This is a genomic window from Nocardia sp. NPDC003183, assembly GCF_053590715.1.
Map to the genome: position 1 here is coordinate 491,801 of NZ_JBSFTG010000003.1, position 16,443 is coordinate 508,243.

The 16,443-nt window shown below is 70.7% G+C and carries 11 protein-coding genes; 4 read left to right on the plus strand and 7 right to left on the minus strand.

Annotated elements, in window-relative coordinates; genetic code table 11:
* Genes recD through recC form a run of 3 tightly spaced genes read right to left on the minus strand, consistent with a single transcriptional unit; the run spans window position 1 to window position 8,740 of the window.
* Entirely contained in the window at window positions 1–1,935 is a 1,935-nt protein-coding gene (gene recD, locus ACWDXS_RS14180; protein WP_387443171.1) for an exodeoxyribonuclease V subunit alpha, read from the minus strand.
* Window positions 1,932–5,294 carry a UvrD-helicase domain-containing protein gene (locus tag ACWDXS_RS14185; protein ID WP_449965654.1) on the minus strand — a complete coding sequence of 1,121 codons (3,363 nt, stop codon included), beginning with the start codon at window positions 5,292–5,294 and terminating at the stop codon, window positions 1,932–1,934. Before ACWDXS_RS14185 ends, recD begins: the two co-directional genes overlap by 4 nt.
* The gene (recC, locus tag ACWDXS_RS14190; protein WP_449965656.1) at window positions 5,291–8,740 is read right to left on the minus strand and encodes an exodeoxyribonuclease V subunit gamma; all 3,450 of its coding nucleotides are present in this window, start codon (window positions 8,738–8,740) and stop codon (window positions 5,291–5,293) included. The genes ACWDXS_RS14185 and recC overlap by 4 nt, the downstream gene beginning before the upstream one ends.
* A 189-nt stretch (window positions 8,741–8,929) precedes the next feature.
* Here recC and ACWDXS_RS14195 point away from each other — a divergent pair, with 189 nt between their 5' ends.
* The 4 genes from ACWDXS_RS14195 (at window position 8,930) to ACWDXS_RS14210 (ending at window position 12,716) form a co-directional block, all read left to right on the plus strand.
* Window positions 8,930–9,136: a hypothetical protein gene (locus ACWDXS_RS14195; protein ID WP_101467248.1), complete on the plus strand. Its 207-nt coding sequence runs from the start codon at window positions 8,930–8,932 to the stop codon at window positions 9,134–9,136.
* Between the two features lie 130 nt (window positions 9,137–9,266).
* Window positions 9,267–10,151, plus strand: coding sequence for a serine hydrolase (locus ACWDXS_RS14200; RefSeq protein ID WP_378988357.1), 885 nt, complete (start codon window positions 9,267–9,269; stop codon window positions 10,149–10,151).
* Window positions 10,152–10,309: 158 nt separating this feature from the next.
* Window positions 10,310–11,731 carry an NAD(P)/FAD-dependent oxidoreductase gene (locus ACWDXS_RS14205; protein ID WP_378988360.1) on the plus strand — a complete coding sequence of 474 codons (1,422 nt, stop codon included), beginning with the start codon at window positions 10,310–10,312 and terminating at the stop codon, window positions 11,729–11,731.
* Between the two features lie 205 nt (window positions 11,732–11,936).
* Window positions 11,937–12,716, plus strand: coding sequence for a hypothetical protein (locus tag ACWDXS_RS14210; protein WP_387443165.1), 780 nt, complete (start codon window positions 11,937–11,939; stop codon window positions 12,714–12,716).
* Window positions 12,717–12,777: 61 nt separating this feature from the next.
* On the opposite strand, the gene ACWDXS_RS14215 is transcribed toward ACWDXS_RS14210, so the two are convergent.
* The 4 genes from ACWDXS_RS14215 to ACWDXS_RS14230 all read right to left on the minus strand — a co-directional run bounded on the left by ACWDXS_RS14215 (window position 12,778) and on the right by ACWDXS_RS14230 (window position 16,429).
* Window positions 12,778–13,446 (minus strand): urease accessory protein UreD, encoded by a 669-nt coding sequence (locus ACWDXS_RS14215; protein WP_449965663.1) that lies wholly within the window; start codon window positions 13,444–13,446, stop codon window positions 12,778–12,780.
* On the minus strand, window positions 13,436–14,143 hold the full coding sequence (gene ureG / locus ACWDXS_RS14220) for an urease accessory protein UreG (RefSeq protein ID WP_449965666.1): 708 nt from the start codon (window positions 14,141–14,143) through the stop codon (window positions 13,436–13,438). The genes ACWDXS_RS14215 and ureG overlap by 11 nt, the downstream gene beginning before the upstream one ends.
* Before the next feature lie 31 nt (window positions 14,144–14,174).
* Window positions 14,175–14,825, minus strand: coding sequence for an urease accessory protein UreF (locus ACWDXS_RS14225; RefSeq protein WP_379315714.1), 651 nt, complete (start codon window positions 14,823–14,825; stop codon window positions 14,175–14,177).
* A gap of 116 nt (window positions 14,826–14,941) precedes the next feature.
* Complete coding sequence (locus ACWDXS_RS14230; RefSeq protein ID WP_387443159.1) at window positions 14,942–16,429, minus strand: MFS transporter; 1,488 nt, start codon at window positions 16,427–16,429, stop codon at window positions 14,942–14,944.
* Window positions 16,430–16,443: the final 14 nt, after the last annotated feature.

Genomic DNA, 16,443 nt, shown 5'->3' on the forward strand with positions numbered 1-16,443 from the left:
CTATCCCTGTGGCGCAACAGTTCTGGACAGTCCGCTGGCTCGCAGGACCCGGCGGCCGATCGCGGCGCGGATGGCATCCTCGGTACCGATGACGCGGACGTGGGAACGCGCCCTGGTGATGGCCGTGTAGAGGAGTTCCCTGGTGAGCAGCGTGGATTCGGGTTCCGGCAGCACGACCGAGACGGTGTCGTACTGGCTGCCCTGGCTACGGTGGATGGTCATGGCGAAAACCGTGACGACAGCGGGGAATTGGGTGGGGTGAACCAGGTAGGGCTCGCTGCCGCGCTGGAGCGCGGCGCGCAGCGAGCCGTCGGGGCGGCGGATGATGACGCCGGTGTCACCGTTGTAGATGCGGGCTTCGTGGTCGTTGGCGGTGACCAGCAGCGGCTGGCCGGGGTACCAGACCGATTGCGGCCCTTCGGGTCCCGCGCCGCCTGCCGCGGCCCACTCGGCTGCCATGCGGTCCCAGCGTTCCACACCGAACGGACCCTGGCGGTGGGCGCAGAGCAGGCGATGCGACTCGAGGGCGGTCAGCGCGCCGATCGCATCACCCGCCTCGGCGGCGGCCGTGACGGCGAGGGCAGCGGTCGTGACGTCCGCCCGCACCGCGCGAACATCGTCGGGGCCGCACAGCGACACATCGTCGCCTCCCGCACGCAGAATCGCCAGCGCCGCATCGGCATCACCCGCGCGAACGGCGACCGCCAGATCGGCGATGTGGCCGCCGAATCGCCGTCCCCTGGTCAACCGGACGATCCCGCCCTGCAACCGCCGCTGTTCGAGTGCCGTCAGCGAGTGCGCCTGCGTCGCTGGTGGATCGGCCGGCGATCCTTCGGGAGTCCCGGGTACCACATCGCCGTGGAGGCCGAGTACCTCGCGCAGCGCGGGATTGGGCGCGCCGCTCACCGGCCCGGCCACGAGGTCGGCCAGCACGGCGCCCGCGTCGACCGAGGCGAGCTGGTCGGGGTCGCCGACGAGCACGAGGCGAGTATCCGGGCGCAGCGCGGAGAACAGGTGGCTCATCATCGTCAGCGACACCATCGAGGTCTCGTCGACCACGACGACGTCGTAGGGCAGACGGTTGTGCTCGTGGTGGCGGAAGCGGGTGGTGCGGCCGCGCTGCCAGCCCAGCAGGCGGTGCAGGGTCGAGGCGGTGAGCTCGGGCAGGCCGAGGACGGCGGCTTGTTCGCGAACCGCTTCCTGCAGGCGGGCCGCCGCTTTACCCGTGGGGGCCGCGAGCGCGATCCGCAAGGCGGGCAGTTTCGGCGAGGCGGCGCGATGGGCGGTGAGCAGGGCCAGGATCCGGGCGATGGTGTGGGTTTTGCCGGTGCCGGGTCCACCGGCGACGACGGTGGTCCAGTGGGTCGCGGCGAGGGCAGCGGCCAGACGTTGCCGGTCGGGACCCGCGCCGAGCGGGTCGGCGAAGAGCCGATCCAGTTGTGCGCGTACCAGTTCGGTCTCGATGACGGGGTGGTCGGCACTGCGCTCGGTGAGCACTCGTCGCAGGGTCTGCTCCTGCTGGTAGTACCGGTCGAGGTAGAGCAGCGCGCCACCCTCGGCATCGGCTTCGACGATCCGCAACGGGCGCAGCGGACCGGACTGCCCACCGCAGATCAGCGGACTGCGACGCAGGGCCGTGAGCACCCGCTCGGTGTCCGGCCACGGCAGGGTCGCGGGGTCGATTCCCGTGACGCTGTCACGGGTTTCGTCGGCATCGATGCCGATCTCGCGCATCCGGGCCAACTCGAGACACACCGATCCCGAGCGCACCGCGCGCACGGCCAGCGCCGCCGCGAACAACACGTCCTCGCTGTCCTCGCGCCCCATACGACCCAGCCGCACCGCCACGTGCACGTCCGCCGCCGACAGGACCCCCGCCTCGTTGAAGACCCGCAACAACCCGGTCCCCCGCTGCGCCACCTGGATAGATGTCATGATCGCCCCGCCAGTAGGTCCGACAGCGCGACGACGAGTTCCGCCGAAGGATGCCAATCGAAGACACCGTGTCCCGGTGGGGTCGCCGCGCCGATCATGCCCCGCACGAACAGGTATCGGGCGCCGCCGAGATGGCGAGCGGGGTCGTAACCGGGCAGCCGCCAGCGCAGATACCGGTGCAGCGCCACGGCATACAGCAGCGCTTGCAGTGGATAGTGCGAGCGGATCATCTCCGCGACCATGTGGTCGCGGCGATAGTGCTCGACGGTGAGGTCGCCGGTCCCGAGCCGGTTGGTCTTGTAGTCGACGATCAGATAGCGCAGCTCACCCGTCTCATCGGGCACCCGCAGCACCGCGTCGATACTGCCGGTGAGATAGCCGCGCAGCACCGTATCCGGTAGTGCGGCAACATGATCGGCGTAACCGGCGAGATCGTCGTCGGCGGGCAGGTGGGTACGCAGCAGCGCGGCTACGGCGTGCATCCCGGCCGAGCGCGGTCCGGGTGAATCACCACCGCCGAGCGGGAGCTCGAATTCCAGTTCGTTGAGCCGGTCACGGGTCGCGATCGCGGCCAGGGACCCGAAATCGGCCGGGGTACGCAGAACTTCGAGCAGCGCGGTCGCGAGCAGATCGACATCGAGCTCGGCCATCGTGTGCTCTACCGCCTCGACACAGCGCTGGTGGACCTCGGCGGCGAGATCGGGCACCGAGGTGTCGACCGTTTCGAGAACGCCGTGGACCAGTGTGCCGAACTCGGCGCCGTAGGGCAGGTCGTTCATCAGCGACGGGTCGGCTGTGCTGCCGGTCAGGGCGTCGATCGGCGCCTCGGTCGGCTCGTCGTCCGGGCCGGGACCGTCCTCGGGTTCCTCGTCGGCCACGCCAGGGGCGTCGTGCGCGCCCGCGGTGAGCGCCGAATACGACGTGCGCCGCCACTGCTGGTCGAGCGCGCGCGTGAACCCCGCGGCCGCCAGCTCGCCGGTCGGTAGCTCGGAGCGCACCCGCCGGGGCGCCACATCCTCGGGACGGTCGACCACGGTCACCGAGATCACCTCCGATGCGGACGCGGCCCATTCGGAAATCCGTTGCGCCGCAGCGGTGTCGGCGGGAATCTCGGCCCGGCGCGGTACCTGCGCCGATCCCGGGCGCCTGCCCAGCATCATCCGGTGCAGCGGCGCGGCGCCGGTGGTCACCGCGGGCGCCCACCACGCGACGATCTGGCACATCGCCCGGGTCAGCGCCACATACAGCAGCCGCAGTTCCTCCCCCGATTCCTCGGCCTCACACCGCAACTGGCGCTCGCCGTACCCGGGCGCCTCCTTACCGCCGATATCGAGCACCCTGGTGCCGTTGTCGTCGTGGAACAGCAGCGTCGCCGGATACGGATTCTTGGCGCTGTCCCAGGTGAAAGGCAGGTAGACGATCGGAAACTCGAGGCCTTTGCTGGCATGCACGGTGGCGATCTGCACGGCCGCCGCGTCTCGATCGAGGCGGCGACTGCGGCCGCTGACGCTACCGGCCTCCGGCTCGCGCACACGGTCGGCGAGCCAGCGGGTGAGCGCGGTCAGGCCGAGCCCCTCGGCCAGTGCCACCTCGTCGAGCAGCTGCGCGAGATGGCGCAGGTCGGTGAGTTCGCGTTCGCCGTTGTCCACCGCCAGCAGGCGGGGCGCGAGGTCGGTCTCGGTGGCGAGCTTGTCGAACACAGCGGCGAATCCGGCGCGCGCGAACAAGCGCGCGGCGTCACGCAACTGGGTGGACACCCGGCCGACGAGATCCGCACCGCCCGCGTCGATCTCGGCGGCGCTCACCCCGAGGATCGGTGTGCACGCGGCCAGCCGCACCCGGTCACCACGATGCGGTTGTTCCAGGGCCCGCAGCACCCACAGCCAATCGGTCGCGGCGACGGTCGCGAAGACACTGGTGCCACCGGCGAGGACGGAGGCCACCCCGACCCGGTCCAGCGCCGCGCGCACCACATCGATCTGGGAGCGGGTGCGCACCAGTACCGCGATATCGCCCGGCCCGATCGGCCTGCGCACCCGGCCGTCGCCGACCTCGCGCAGCGATTGATCCCCGCCGCGTACAGGTTTGGCGTCGATGGTGGTACCGGATTCGAGCAGGGTGACGATATCGGCGGCCAGGTCGTCAGCCACCTTGGCCCGCTGCCTGCCCACCGACGGGAACCCCGACCGATTGCGCGGACCGGCCCCCGTCCGTGGGAGCACCCGGAGTCGCAGCGGGGCGATGACGTCCGGCTCACCGTGCAGACGGGTCATCGGCCGCGTCGGCGTGACCGGGTAGACGCTGATCTCGGGATGACCCAATTCCGCACCGCCACACAGGTGGTCGATGGCGCGCAGCAGTCCGGCGTCGCTGCGCCAGTTGCGGGTGAGCTCGCTGCGTCGATCGGCCAGCGCGACGGCGTCGAGGTAGCTGAGCACTTCGGCGCCGCGGAAGGCGTAGATGGCCTGCTTCGGGTCGCCGACCAGGACGAGGGTGGCGTGTTGATGGAAGGCCAGGCGCAGGATGTCCCACTGCAACGGATCGGTGTCCTGGAACTCGTCGACCAGCGCGACCCGGTAGCGCTGCCTGATCCGGGCGCGGGCGCGCGGCCCGTGGTCGGCGTCGGCCAGCACGTCGTGCAGCAGGACCAGCAGATCGTCGAAATCACGCAGTCCCGCACGGCGTTTGCGTCGTTCGGTCTCGGCCCGCACGGCACTCGCGAAGGCGACCCGCTCCCCCGCCGCACCGTCGGTGCGCGGGGCGAGGTCGGCGTGCCGGTCGTGGACGGCCGCCAGTGCCAGGGTGTGGGCATCGCGCAGGGTGAACGGGGCGCGGTCGCGGGCGTAGCGGGCCAGATACAGGTCGTCGGCGACGGTGCCGACCAGTTCGTCCACAGATTCGACCAGCCGAGCGCCGGGATCGTGTTCGCCGGCCAGGCCGAGTTCGTCGAGCATCCGCTGGCAGAACGAGTGGGTGGTGGCGATCGTGCCCGCGTCGAAATCGGCCAGGGCGGTGAGCAATCGGTGCCTGCGCGAGCGCACCGTGGCGGGGTCGGTGTCGGCCATCGCGCGGACGAGCTCGTCCTGATGGTGCCGTGCGGTATCTGGTTCGGCCAGGGCGGTCGCCACCGTGACGAAACGGTCCCTGGTGCGTTCGCGCAATTCCTGGGTGGCGGCGCGGCTGAACGTGACGAGGAGCAGTTCGGTGATCGCGATGCCCGCCTCGGCGACATAGCGGACGGCGAGCCCGACGATCGCGTGCGTTTTGCCGGTGCCCGCGCTGGCCTCGAGCACCGTGGTGCCCTGCGGCAGCGGACCGGTGGCATCGAAGGCGGTCGGCGCCGAGACGGTTCCCGTCACGGCTGTCCCTGACTTTCGGCGGCGAGCAGCGGCGCCCACCAGCGGCGCGCGAGGGCACCGAAGTGGGTGCTCTCCGGCTCGCCCGGCCGGCTGGTTTCGGTGGCGAGACCGGCGAATCGGGGTGCGCGGCCCCAGACGTAGCGCAGGTAGCGGTCGGTGTGGTCGCCGAACTTGTCGGGGCCGTTGGGGCCACCGTCGAAGGCGTGTTCGGCGGCGAGCAGGGCGTCGGCGACGCTGTCCCCGCGGAAGCGGCGCTCGGCGTAGGCCGCGGTGGCGGCGGGCGCGCAGGGCAGCGGTTCGCACAGCCCCTCGTCGCGCAACCGGACCAGATCACGCAGGATCGCCAGTGCGGCAGGCGCTTCGGGTGCGGTGATCACCGATCTGGCCACCGGCCTGCTGCGGAATTGCCCCCGCCCGGTGCTGATCGCCTGCCACGAGCGGTCTTCGGTGGCGGCGAGGGCGAGCAGCGACACCCAGGACGCGAGCCGGTGTTTCGGCGCGAGCCGCGAGTAGGTGGTACGCACCAGCGTTTCGCCGCGAACCTCGGGCACGGTGCCCGCGAGGGTGCGGCCGTTGCCGAGGTCGACGGCGATGTCGACGGCGCGCGGGGGCGCCTCGTAATCGGGCAGAGCGGTCCGCACGAGGGTGTCGACGGTGCCCTCCACTTCGTCGAGCACCCTGGCCCCGAAACCGAAGGGGGGCAGGGTGCCCCGGCGCCATTCGGCGGCCCGCAGCCCGGCCGGGTCGGCGCCGGTGAGGCGCGCCGTCAGCATGCGTTCGCCGAGGTCCCACTTGGCCAGGCCGTCGAGTTCGATCGGGAGCTGATCGGCGATGTCCTCGGATTCCTCGGGTACCCGCAGGCCGAGCCGCTGCCACAGGAACGCGCGCACCGGGTGTTCGGCGAACGAGATCAGTTCCGCCAGTGCGACATCCGCGACGGCAGCGGGTGGCAGCGCCGCCGTGAGCAGCGGTGGACGCGGCCGGGACGGGCGCGCGGCGGCGCGGGCACCGGCCAAGGCGACGGTGTCGAAGCTGCGCGGCTTCTCGGGGGCGAAATTGCGCCGGTCGAAAGCCTGCAGAGGATGGCGAAGGTGGACGGCGTCCATGGCCGCCGGACCCACATGGGTGGCGAGCACGTCGAGCAGTTCGGCGACGGGGACAGCGGGCGGACGGGCGGCACCGGTGACCGGGTCCGCACCGGTGTGCAGGATCAGCAGCCTGTCCCCCGCGGCCATGATGGCGTCGAGGAGGAGTTGCCGGTCTTCGCTGCGCGCATCGCGTTCGCCGACCAGCGGGTTCCGGGCCAGCAGATCGTCACCGTCGACGCTGCCGGGACGCGGGAAGACATCATCGTCGAGGCCGAGCAGTACCACCACACGGTGGGGCACCGACCGCATCGGCACGAGCGTGCACACGGTGAGTTCGCCGGTGCGGAAGTTCGCGCGGCCGGGGCCGCCCGCCAGGCGGCTGGTCAGCAGGACCGCCACGTCGGCGAGGCGCAGCGGGGTGTCTCCCGCGTGTTCGGTGGCGGCCACGATCTCACGGCGCGCTTCGGTGCGGATCCAGGCGTGCGCGGTGGGCACGTCGGTGAGCAGCTCGACCGCGCGCAGCAGCACCGCGGTCCATTCGGCGGCGGGGCGCGGGCCGCGCAGGTCGCGCAGGCACACCGCGAGGCGGTCGATGAACTCGGCGAAGCGGCCGGCGAGGTCGACGTCGTTGGAGTCGACATCATCGAGCGGCAACGCCAGATCGAGCCAGTCGTCGCCGGATTCGTCGGCGGTGACACCGAGCAGGATGCGGTCCACCGCGGCGTTGAGGGTGTTCTGGGCGAAATCGGCGAGCCCGAACGCCTCGCGTTGACGCTGCCCGATCCCCCATCGCGCGCCTGATTCGGCCGCCCACTCGCGCAGCCGTTCGATGTCGTCGTCGTCGAAACCGCAACGGCGGCGGACGGTTTCGCTCGCCGCCAGGTCGAGCACCTGCGTCACCGTGACGCGTCCGTCGGCCAGTTCGAGCAGTTCGATCACCACCGACAGCATCGGGTTGGTCACCGCCCGCCCGCGATCGGCGAGCCGCACCCGCAACTGATGCGCCGGGTGTTCACCGTCGACCGGCAGATCCACTCCGGACCCGCGCTGGCCGAACGCCGCCCGCACCAGGGGCGCGAACGCCTCCACATCCGGGCACATGATCAGCACGTCACGCGGCTCGAGCGCCGGATCCGCCGCGAACGTGCTCAGCAGCAGATCCCGCAGCACTTCCACCTGCCGCGCCGGGCCGTGGCACGCGTGGATCTCGACGCTGCCGTCCGGCACCGCGCCGATCCCGGGGACGCGGTCCGCGCGAACAGCGGTCTGCACGGCACCGAGCAGGGTGGGCGCGGCCATCTCGCCGGCGAGGTGGATATCGCTGTCCAGCACCGGGTTCAGGCGCTGCTCCAATTCCCGCACATCCCGGGCCAGCCCCGAGAGCAGCGGGTGGGACACCAGATCCGCGGTGTGGTCGTCCGCGCGCGGACGGACGGCCGCGTCGTTCGCACGGCGATCAGCGCGCACGGCGTTGCCGCCCGGGTCGGCCGTGCCGTCGCCCCCGACAGCCCATTCGCCGAGGCGACCCTGCGCGGGTACGGACGCGTCCTCGTTCACCGCGATGCCGACGGCTACCCGGCCGAGCGCGGCCCACATCGCCGGACTCGGGTGCGCCGACCAGAGGTGAACTTCGCGGTGGGCGGCGAGCGCGGTGACCACGGCCAGCTGATCGGCGGGCAGACGGGTGAGCCCGAACAGGGAGAGCCGCTCGGGCAGGTCGATCGAGGCGGGTTCGGCGCGCAGGTGGGCGCAGGCATCGGCGAGCCGTTCGGCCGGGCTCGGGGCGCCCACGGCGGTGCGCAGGGCGCGCCACAACCGCGGTTGCCAGGCGAGGTCGTCGGGCACCGGCCCGCCCGCGCCGTCGGTGTCCGCGCCCGCCGCCCAGTCGAGCAGGACCTGCGGGCGTTGCGCGGCATAGGAGTCGAAGAGGGACGCGAGGTGGGCGGCCGTGGAGTAGCGCCTGCCGAGACGGTGATCGGTACCGGGCAGGCCGAGATGCCGAGCCAGGACGGCCGCCCAGGGCTGGTCGGCGACCTCGTCGATCACCCGCAGCAGCGTCCACACCAGTCGCTGACCCGCCCACGGATCGTCGGTGGGCGCGACCCCACTCGCACCGGCCAGCACCTCGGCCACCAGGGCCGCAGGCGCGGGAAACGCGATATTCGCGGCCACCCCGTCGCCGGCGCCGGCGACTCCGAGCACACCCGACAACCGTTGCGCCAGCCAGCGCTCCACCCCCTTGGCCGGGACCGCGACCACTTCTGTGGCGAAAGGATCGGCGGGAATCTCACCCAGCAAACGCCCCAGTCCGTCGGCCAGCGCGTCGGCGCGTTCGGCGCGATGGAGGTGCAACGGCATCCGTTGTTTATACGCCCAGCGACCGACCCGCAATCGCGCGGCCCCGCGACCACCACTGCACCGGGCTAGTGAAATACGCCACACCGCAAGATGTCCCGGCCCCGCCTGCGGCACCCTCGGCGCCGGGCGTGGGATCGTGGCGGTTCGGGTGGGACAGTACGGCCGCGGGCGAAAGGCTGGTTTCGTTTCATGATCGCGCAGGTGTTTCCCCTGGTTCCCGGTGGCGGCTTCATCGTCCGTCGAGTGGGCGGGCGCTGGGAGCTGATCAATTCCCGGCGCTACGGGCCTGATCAGGTGCTGCATTCGTGGCCGCTGGACCGACACGGCGAAGCGTTCGAGCACTGCCATCGCCTCAACGGCTGCACCATCGCCACTCCGCACGCCGCACATCACTGACAGCAATTGCGCTGTGCCGCAACAACCCTGAGAGACGGCAACCGTGCGTCTCGGCAGCGTTGTCGCGCCTGATGCCGGATTTGGGGTGAAGTAGTGCATTGCGGCGCCCGGTGTGCGAGTGTGGTCCATCGTGCGTGACCGTTCCCCCTCCACCCGTGTCGTTTCCCGAGTCGCAGCAACTGCCTGCCTCCTCGCCGCCGCGGCCGCCCTCACTCCGGGCGTCCCTGTTCTCACCGGCCCGGCTCATGCCGCGCCGCCCGCGCTGACCCAGGTGTCGGTGCCTGGATTCGACGCCGACCTGAGCTCCCGGATCGCCCGGGCCGACGCCTATCTCGCCGGCCGTCCCGGTGTGGTCGGCTACGTGCTGCGTGACCGCAAGACCGGTGGCATCTACGCCAACGAACACGCCGAGAACCAGGTCTGGACCGCGTCCACGATCAAGCTGGCCATCGCCGCCGACCTGCTCAACCGGGCCCGCGTCGGCGCCATCGGCCTGTCCCCCGACGACCGTTTCAACATCGAAGCGATGCTGGCCACCTCCAACGACCACGCCACCGACGTGCTGTGGCAGAAGTACATCGGCTTCGACCGGATGGCCTACAACAACGCGTTCCGCGCCTACGGCATGGTCAGCCTGATCCCGCAGCCGACCACGACCGCGCTGTTCCCGGACTGGTCGTTCCAGAAGTGCACGGCCGCCGACCTGGATCGGCTGATGAACACCATCCTCGACACCATGCACCCCGACGATCTCGCCTACCTGCTCGACCGGATGCGCTCGGTCGACTCCAATCAGCACTGGGGCGTGTGGGGCGCGGGTGCCTCGATGCGGCCCGGCCTGAAGAACGGCTGGTCGGCCGAAGCCGACGGCTGGGTGGTCAACTCGGTCGGCGTCGCGGGCGCCGGTGAGCGGTACACGCTGTCGATCATGAACGCGCTCGGCGGAGCAGGCGGATACACCGACGGCGCCGAGACCGACACCCGGGTCGCCGAGATCCTTCTCGCAGGTCGCTGACTCGGCGCATCCCGTATTGTCGATCGTGTCGTTTCGATGAGATACCGCGTCACACGCCGCGATCGGGTTCTTGTTGCGACGTCACAACCGGAGCCGACTACGGTTAACCCTGTCATTACCACCGCGGGGCCCACCCCAGTCTGTCGAGGAGCGCGACGATGAGCACTGAGTCTGTCGGGAAGCGGCACCACGTAGTGGTGATCGGTTCCGGGTTCGGCGGTTTGTTCGGCACCCGGCACCTGCGCCGAGCCGATGTCGACGTCACGCTCATCTCGAAAACGTCGACCCACCTGTTCCAGCCGCTGCTGTACCAGGTGGCCACCGGCATCCTCTCGACCGGCGAGATCGCCCCGGCCACGCGGCTGGTGCTGCGCAAGCAGAAGAACGCGCAGGTGCTGCTCGGTGACGTCGTCGACGTGGACCTGGCGAACAAGAAGGTCACCTCGCGACTACTCAACCGCGACACCGAAACCACCTACGACAGCCTGATCGTCGCCACCGGCGCCCAGCAGTCGTACTTCGGCAACGACCACTTCGCCACTTACGCGCCCGGCATGAAGACCATCGACGACGCGCTCGAGTTGCGCGCGCGCATCCTCGGCTCCTTCGAACAGGCGGAGCTGGCCACCACCCAGGAAGAGCGTGACCGGCTGATGACGTTCATCGTCGTCGGCGCGGGCCCGACCGGGGTGGAGCTGGCGGGGCAGATCGCCGAGCTCGCCGACCGAACCCTCGACGGCACCTTCCGCACCATCGATCCCCGCGACGCGCGCGTCATCCTGCTCGAGGGCGCCGGCGCGGTGCTCGGCCCGATGGGTCCCAAGCTGGGCGCCAAGGCGGCCAAGCGGCTCGAGAAGATGGGTGTGGAGATCCAGCTCAACGCCATGGTGACCGATGTCGACGCGCACGGCGTGATCGTCAAGGACGCCGACGGCAGCACCCGCCGCATCGAGGCCGTGTGCAAGGTGTGGTCGGCGGGCGTGCAGGCCAGTCCGCTGGGCAAGATGATCGCCGAGCGATCCGAGGGCACCGAGGTGGACCGGGCGGGGCGCGTCATCGTGGAGCCCGACCTCACCGTCAAGGGCCATCCGAACGTGTTCGTGGTGGGCGACCTGATGTCGGTGCCCGGTGTGCCGGGGCAGGCACAGGGTGCCATCCAGGGTTCGACCTACGCGGCCAAGGCGATCAAGGCCGGGCTGCACGGTCAGACGCCGCAGGAGCGCAAGCCGTTCAAGTACTTCAACAAGGGCTCGATGGCCACGATCTCGCGGTTCGACGCCGTCTGCCAGATCGGCAAGCTCGAGTTCAGCGGGTTCCTCGCCTGGCTCGCCTGGCTGGCCCTGCACCTGTATTACCTGGTCGGCTACCGCAGCCGAATCGTCACGGTGATCGGCTGGTTCGTGTCGTTCCTCGGCCGCAACCGCGGTCAGATGGCGGCGACCGAGCAGTGGATCTTCGCGCGGCTCGCGATCGAGGAGGTCAACGCCGATCAGGCAGAGGCCAAGGAACTCGCGGCCGACGTGGGCGCGCCGCCCGCCACCGCCGAACCGCTCACCGCGGAGCAGCGCAAGATCGGCTGACACAGCTCCACGAAGGCCGGGTGGTTCCGTCGAACCACCCGGCCTTTCTCGTGCCAGTTGCCTTTCCCTCGACCGCTGTTGCGGGTTGCCGACGTTTCGGACCCATCCGAGTCGGGCACCGGTCCGAATGTCGGAGGTCATATGTGTGACCAATCCCCAGGATGAAAGGTGATCTATGGCGACGGGGAAACACAGGGCGCCGAACTTGCAGCGACAGAAGGTAGGTTCGGTCGTCGCAGCCGGAGCGGTACCCCTGGTCATGGCCCTGATCGGCACGGGCACCGCGAATGCCGATCCCGCGCAGGCGGCGGTGACCCAGCCCGAGCATCAGGCCGGACCGGAGTTCGACGCGGTGGCGCCCAACGCCACCCCGTACGTGGGGCAGCCGATGCCCGCGAACACCCGCAGCTCGCTGCAGTGGTCGCGGACGGGGCCGGAAATGGATTACCTGTCCCCGGTGGGACCGCTGCACGCACCGACCGCGGTCGCGCCGGTGCCGCCGATCCTGCCGCCGCCGGGCCAGTTCCGCTTCGGTGACCAGCAGGTTCCGGTGCCGGACTTCGTGCCGGTGGACACCTCGATCCAGATCAACGACGCCGCGGCTAACACCGAGGCCAACCTGGCAACGTTCCTCGACTCGGTCGGGCTCGAGCGCAGCCGCTCGGACCGGATCGCGTCCGAGACCCTCGGTTCGGCGGCCAGGGGTGCGGCGGTCGGTTCCACCGTGGCGATCCCGTTCGCGATGATGGCGAGCACGGGTGGCGCGTTGGCGGGGCTCGTCGCCGGAATCCCGTTCGTGCCGATCGGTTTGGTCGCGGGTCCGATCCTGGGCGGTATGGCCGCGTACATGGCCGTGTCGATCCCCGTCACGGTCGTCGGCGCCGGTATCGGTGCGGCGGTGGGTGCGGCGAGCGGTTTCCTCGCGCCGCCGCGGGGGATGGCCCCCGAGGCCGCCGACAGCGACGCCGAGCTCGTCAACGCTTGATCGAATTCCCAGCGGTGGGAGTCGGGCTCTTGCTGCCCGGCTCCCACCGCCTTTTCGTGAGTTATCCGGGCGCGAACGCGAGCGCGCGCAGGCGGCTGCTCGTGCGGGTGGCGAGCGAGCCGCCCGCGGCCAGCGGGAGCCGAACCTCGTCCACGCTGCCCGACCAGGCAGGACGATGGTCCGGGTAGACCAATTCGCTGTCGAGCGCACGGGCCCCGCTCAGCCGATCGTCGGTCGACGAACCCGCTCCGAGCTCGAGCCGGTGCCGAAGCAACGGCACCTCGCCCAGGTCGGCCAGCAGATCACCGCGCCACCCACCGCCGTCCTCGCCGCTGCGGCCCACCTGCACCCGTTCCCGCAGCCGCAGCCGCGCGTCGGGCGCCACCTGGACCGTGGTCACCACATGATGGTGTGCGCCACCGGCCACGATCGTGGGTTCCGGATCGAAATCCAGTTCGGCGCCTTCGCCGATGTCGAAACGCCAGTGCGCGTGCGACACCATGGTGCCCGTGCCCGGCAGTGCGATCGTCGCCGCCACCGAACGAACCACCAGCCGCGCGCCTGCGCGCACGACGATGGTGATGTCGAGTTCGTCCCCGCCGAGCGGGGTCGCCGCGGTACCGATCAGGTGCACGGTGTCGATACCGGTGTGCCGCCCGGCCAGGCCGCCGATCGCGTCGATGCGGGGCAGCCTGCCCGGTGCGGCGACGATGCTCAGTTCAGTGCGCAACGCCGGTGGCCGCGTCCTGGTCGGCGGCGACCCGCAGCTGCTCGCGCACCCAGGCCAGGACCGGGGTGGCGGCCGGGTCGTCGGTGAGCGAGACCAGGGCGGTGGGGCGGCCGTCGCGGACCTTGGCGGCGTCGCGCTCCATCACACCGAGGTCGGCGCCGACCAGCGGGGCGAGGTCGGTCTTGTTCACCACGAGCAGGTCGGAGAAGGTGACGCCGGGGCCGCCCTTGCGCGGCACCTTGTCGCCGCCTGCCACGTCGACGACGAAGATCTGCACATCGATCAGACCGGACGAGAAGGTGGCCGTGAGATTGTCGCCGCCGGATTCCACCAGGATCAGGTCCAGCGGCGGATTGGACGCGACGAGATCGTCGATGGCGTCGAGGTTGGCGGTGATGTCGTCGCGGATGGCGGTGTGCGGGCAGCCACCGGTCTGTACGGCGGTGATCCGCTCGTCGGGCAGCACGGCGTGGCGGCGCAGGAAGTCCGCGTCCTCGGTGGTGTAGATGTCGTTGGTCAGCACCGCGAGGGACAGCTCGTCGCGCAGCTGCCTGCACAGGGCCGCCACCAGCGCGGTCTTGCCGGAGCCGACGGGTCCACCGATGCCGATGCGCAGCGCTTCACCGGCCGTGCGGTTGCGCTTGGGCCGGTCGTGGCTGTGATCGTGCAGTTCGCCATCGATCAGATGGGGAGGCATGGGGGCTCCATTCTTCTCGGAATCACGGGGGTCAGGACGCGAACAACGGCATGTCGCGATGGAGGTGACGTTCGGCGAGCGCGTCCTGCAGCGGATCGGACAGGGCGGCGAGGCCGACGGCGGCCTCGGCGGCGATCCGGTCGCACAGCGGCGCCAGGCGCACGGTGCTCGCGGCGATGGCCGCGGGATCGAGGGCGAGCAGTCGTTGCGCGGCGGTGGCGGCGCCGGTGAGCGTCGTGTAGACGACCACGCCCGCCAGCTGTTCGGTGCTCGCTCCGCTCGCGGCGCCGACCATGCCGAACACCGTCGACAGATGCGGGCGCGGGCCTACCGCGGCCCAATCATGGTGCGGCCACAGCTGTTTGGCCAGGCGGAGCAGCCCACGGCCTTGCGCGCGCGACGCCGTTCGCGCGGCGGGTGACGGCGTACGAGCGTCGGCTTCGAGCTCGGCGCGTTCGGGCGTGAGCACCCCGCCGCACACCGCGGCGGCCAGCGATGCCGTGACCAGTCCCGAGGTGGAGATCCGGCGCCGCAGATACAGCTCCACGCTCGCGTTGTCGCGCAGCAACCCCGACGACACCGCTTCCTCGACGCCGCCGGAGTGCACGTGTCCACCGATGGGCAGGCGCGAATCGGCCAGGGCGAGCAAGGTCGCCAGTCCTGTCGCACCCTCGTTTCGCATCCGCCGATCCTATGCAACGAACCTGGACGTCTGCCCGGTGAGGGCGATCAGCACGGCACACCGTGGCGGTCATCACCCCGGCCGGTGGTCGTGCTCGCCGATCAGCCGCGGGTGCTTCAGCGCGCCTCGGTGGCCGCCGAGCCGGTGCGGGCAGAGCGCCAGGCCAGTACCGCCATCGCGATCAGCAGCAGTGCGCCGCCCGCGGTAGCGACGTGCATGCCGCTGACGAAGGATTCGCGGGCCGCGTGGATCAGCCCGTCGTCGCCGGCGGACTCCAGGAGGGTGTCGCCCAGGGTCTCGCCGAAGTCGCCGCCGGAACGGAACACCAGCGCGGCCACCGAGCCGAGCAGGGCGAGACCGAGCGCGTTGCCGAGTTCGAAACTCGTTTCGGAGATCCCGACCGCCGAACCCGCCCGCTCGGCCGGCACCGCCGACACCGCGACATCCGACACCAGGGTGAACGAGAAGCCGTACCCGATACCGGCGATCACCGAGCCCGCGATGTACCAGCCGAGGCCGCCGTCGACACCGACGCCGAGCAACATCAGGTTGCCGATCGCCGACAGCAGCAGCGCGAGCGTGAACGTCGCCCGCACGCCGAGCCGCAGCCCCAGGCGCGCGCCGCTCATCGAGCACACGAACACCGCGATCGCCATCGGAATGCCGAGCAGCGCGGCGGCCAGCGGGTCACGCCCGGTGACCGACTGCAGGTAGATGCTGGTCAGGTAGCTCAGCGCGGCGAGCGACATCATGCCCGCCATGCTGGCCCCGATCGCCACCCGGAACAGCGGCCGCGTGAACAACGACAGGTCGAGTAGCGGTTCCGCGAGATGACGCTGCCTGCGCACGAACAGCACGAGCAGCCCGACGCCGATCATCGCGATCACCAGCGACACCGCGTCCAGGCCTTCGGCGGCGATGTGTTTGATGCCGTAGATCAACGGCAGGATGCCGCCGATCGACAGCGCGACGCTGGGCAGATCGATCGGCCCCAGGGCCGCGGAGCGATGTTCGGGCAGCAGGATCGGCCCGAAGATCAGCAGGATCGCCAGGACCGGGATGTTGATCAGGAATACCGAACCCCACCAGAAGTGGTGCAGCAGGACGCCGCCGATGATCGGCCCGACCGCCGAACCACCGGCGAAGAACGCGGTCCAGATGCCGATCGCGGTGGCCCGTTGCCGGGTGTCGGGGAACAGGGTGGAGATCAGCGCCAGGCTCGACGGCAGCAGCGTCGCCCCGCCGATGCCCATGAGTACGCGGGCCGCGATGAGGATCGGCGCGGTGGGGGCGAACGCGGCGAGCACCGACGCGACGCCGAAGATGGCGGCGCCGGCGAGCAGGATGTTGCGTCGGCCGATCCGGTCGCCGAGGTTGCCCATGGTGATGAGCAGACCGGCGAGCATGAACCCGTAGATATCGAGGATCCAGAGTTGTTGCGACGCGGTGGGATCCAGGTCGGCCGTGAGGGTCGGCATGGCAAGGAAGAGCACCGAGATGTCCATCGACACCAGCAGCACCGGCAGCAGCAGCACGCCCAGTCCGAGCCATGCGCGGCGTCCACCGGCGACTGCGGTGGGCACCGCCGGTTCCAGCTTCGTCATTCCGACATCCTTCC

Bases quoted from the DNA above. Each gene is read 5' to 3' on its own strand.
- ACWDXS_RS14205 (WP_378988360.1), top strand. From the start codon at position 10,310: ATGAGCACTGAGTCTGTCGGGAAGCGGCACCACGTAGTGGTGATCGGT.
- ACWDXS_RS14195 (WP_101467248.1), top strand. From the start codon at position 8,930: ATGATCGCGCAGGTGTTTCCCCTGGTTCCCGGTGGCGGCTTCATCGTC.
- ACWDXS_RS14230 (WP_387443159.1), bottom strand. From the start codon at position 16,429: ATGACGAAGCTGGAACCGGCGGTGCCCACCGCAGTCGCCGGTGGACGC.
- ureG (WP_449965666.1), bottom strand. From the start codon at position 14,143: ATGCCTCCCCATCTGATCGATGGCGAACTGCACGATCACAGCCACGAC.
- ACWDXS_RS14225 (WP_379315714.1), bottom strand. From the start codon at position 14,825: ATGCGAAACGAGGGTGCGACAGGACTGGCGACCTTGCTCGCCCTGGCC.
- recD (WP_387443171.1), bottom strand. From the start codon at position 1,935: ATGACATCTATCCAGGTGGCGCAGCGGGGGACCGGGTTGTTGCGGGTC.
- recC (WP_449965656.1), bottom strand. From the start codon at position 8,740: ATGCCGTTGCACCTCCATCGCGCCGAACGCGCCGACGCGCTGGCCGAC.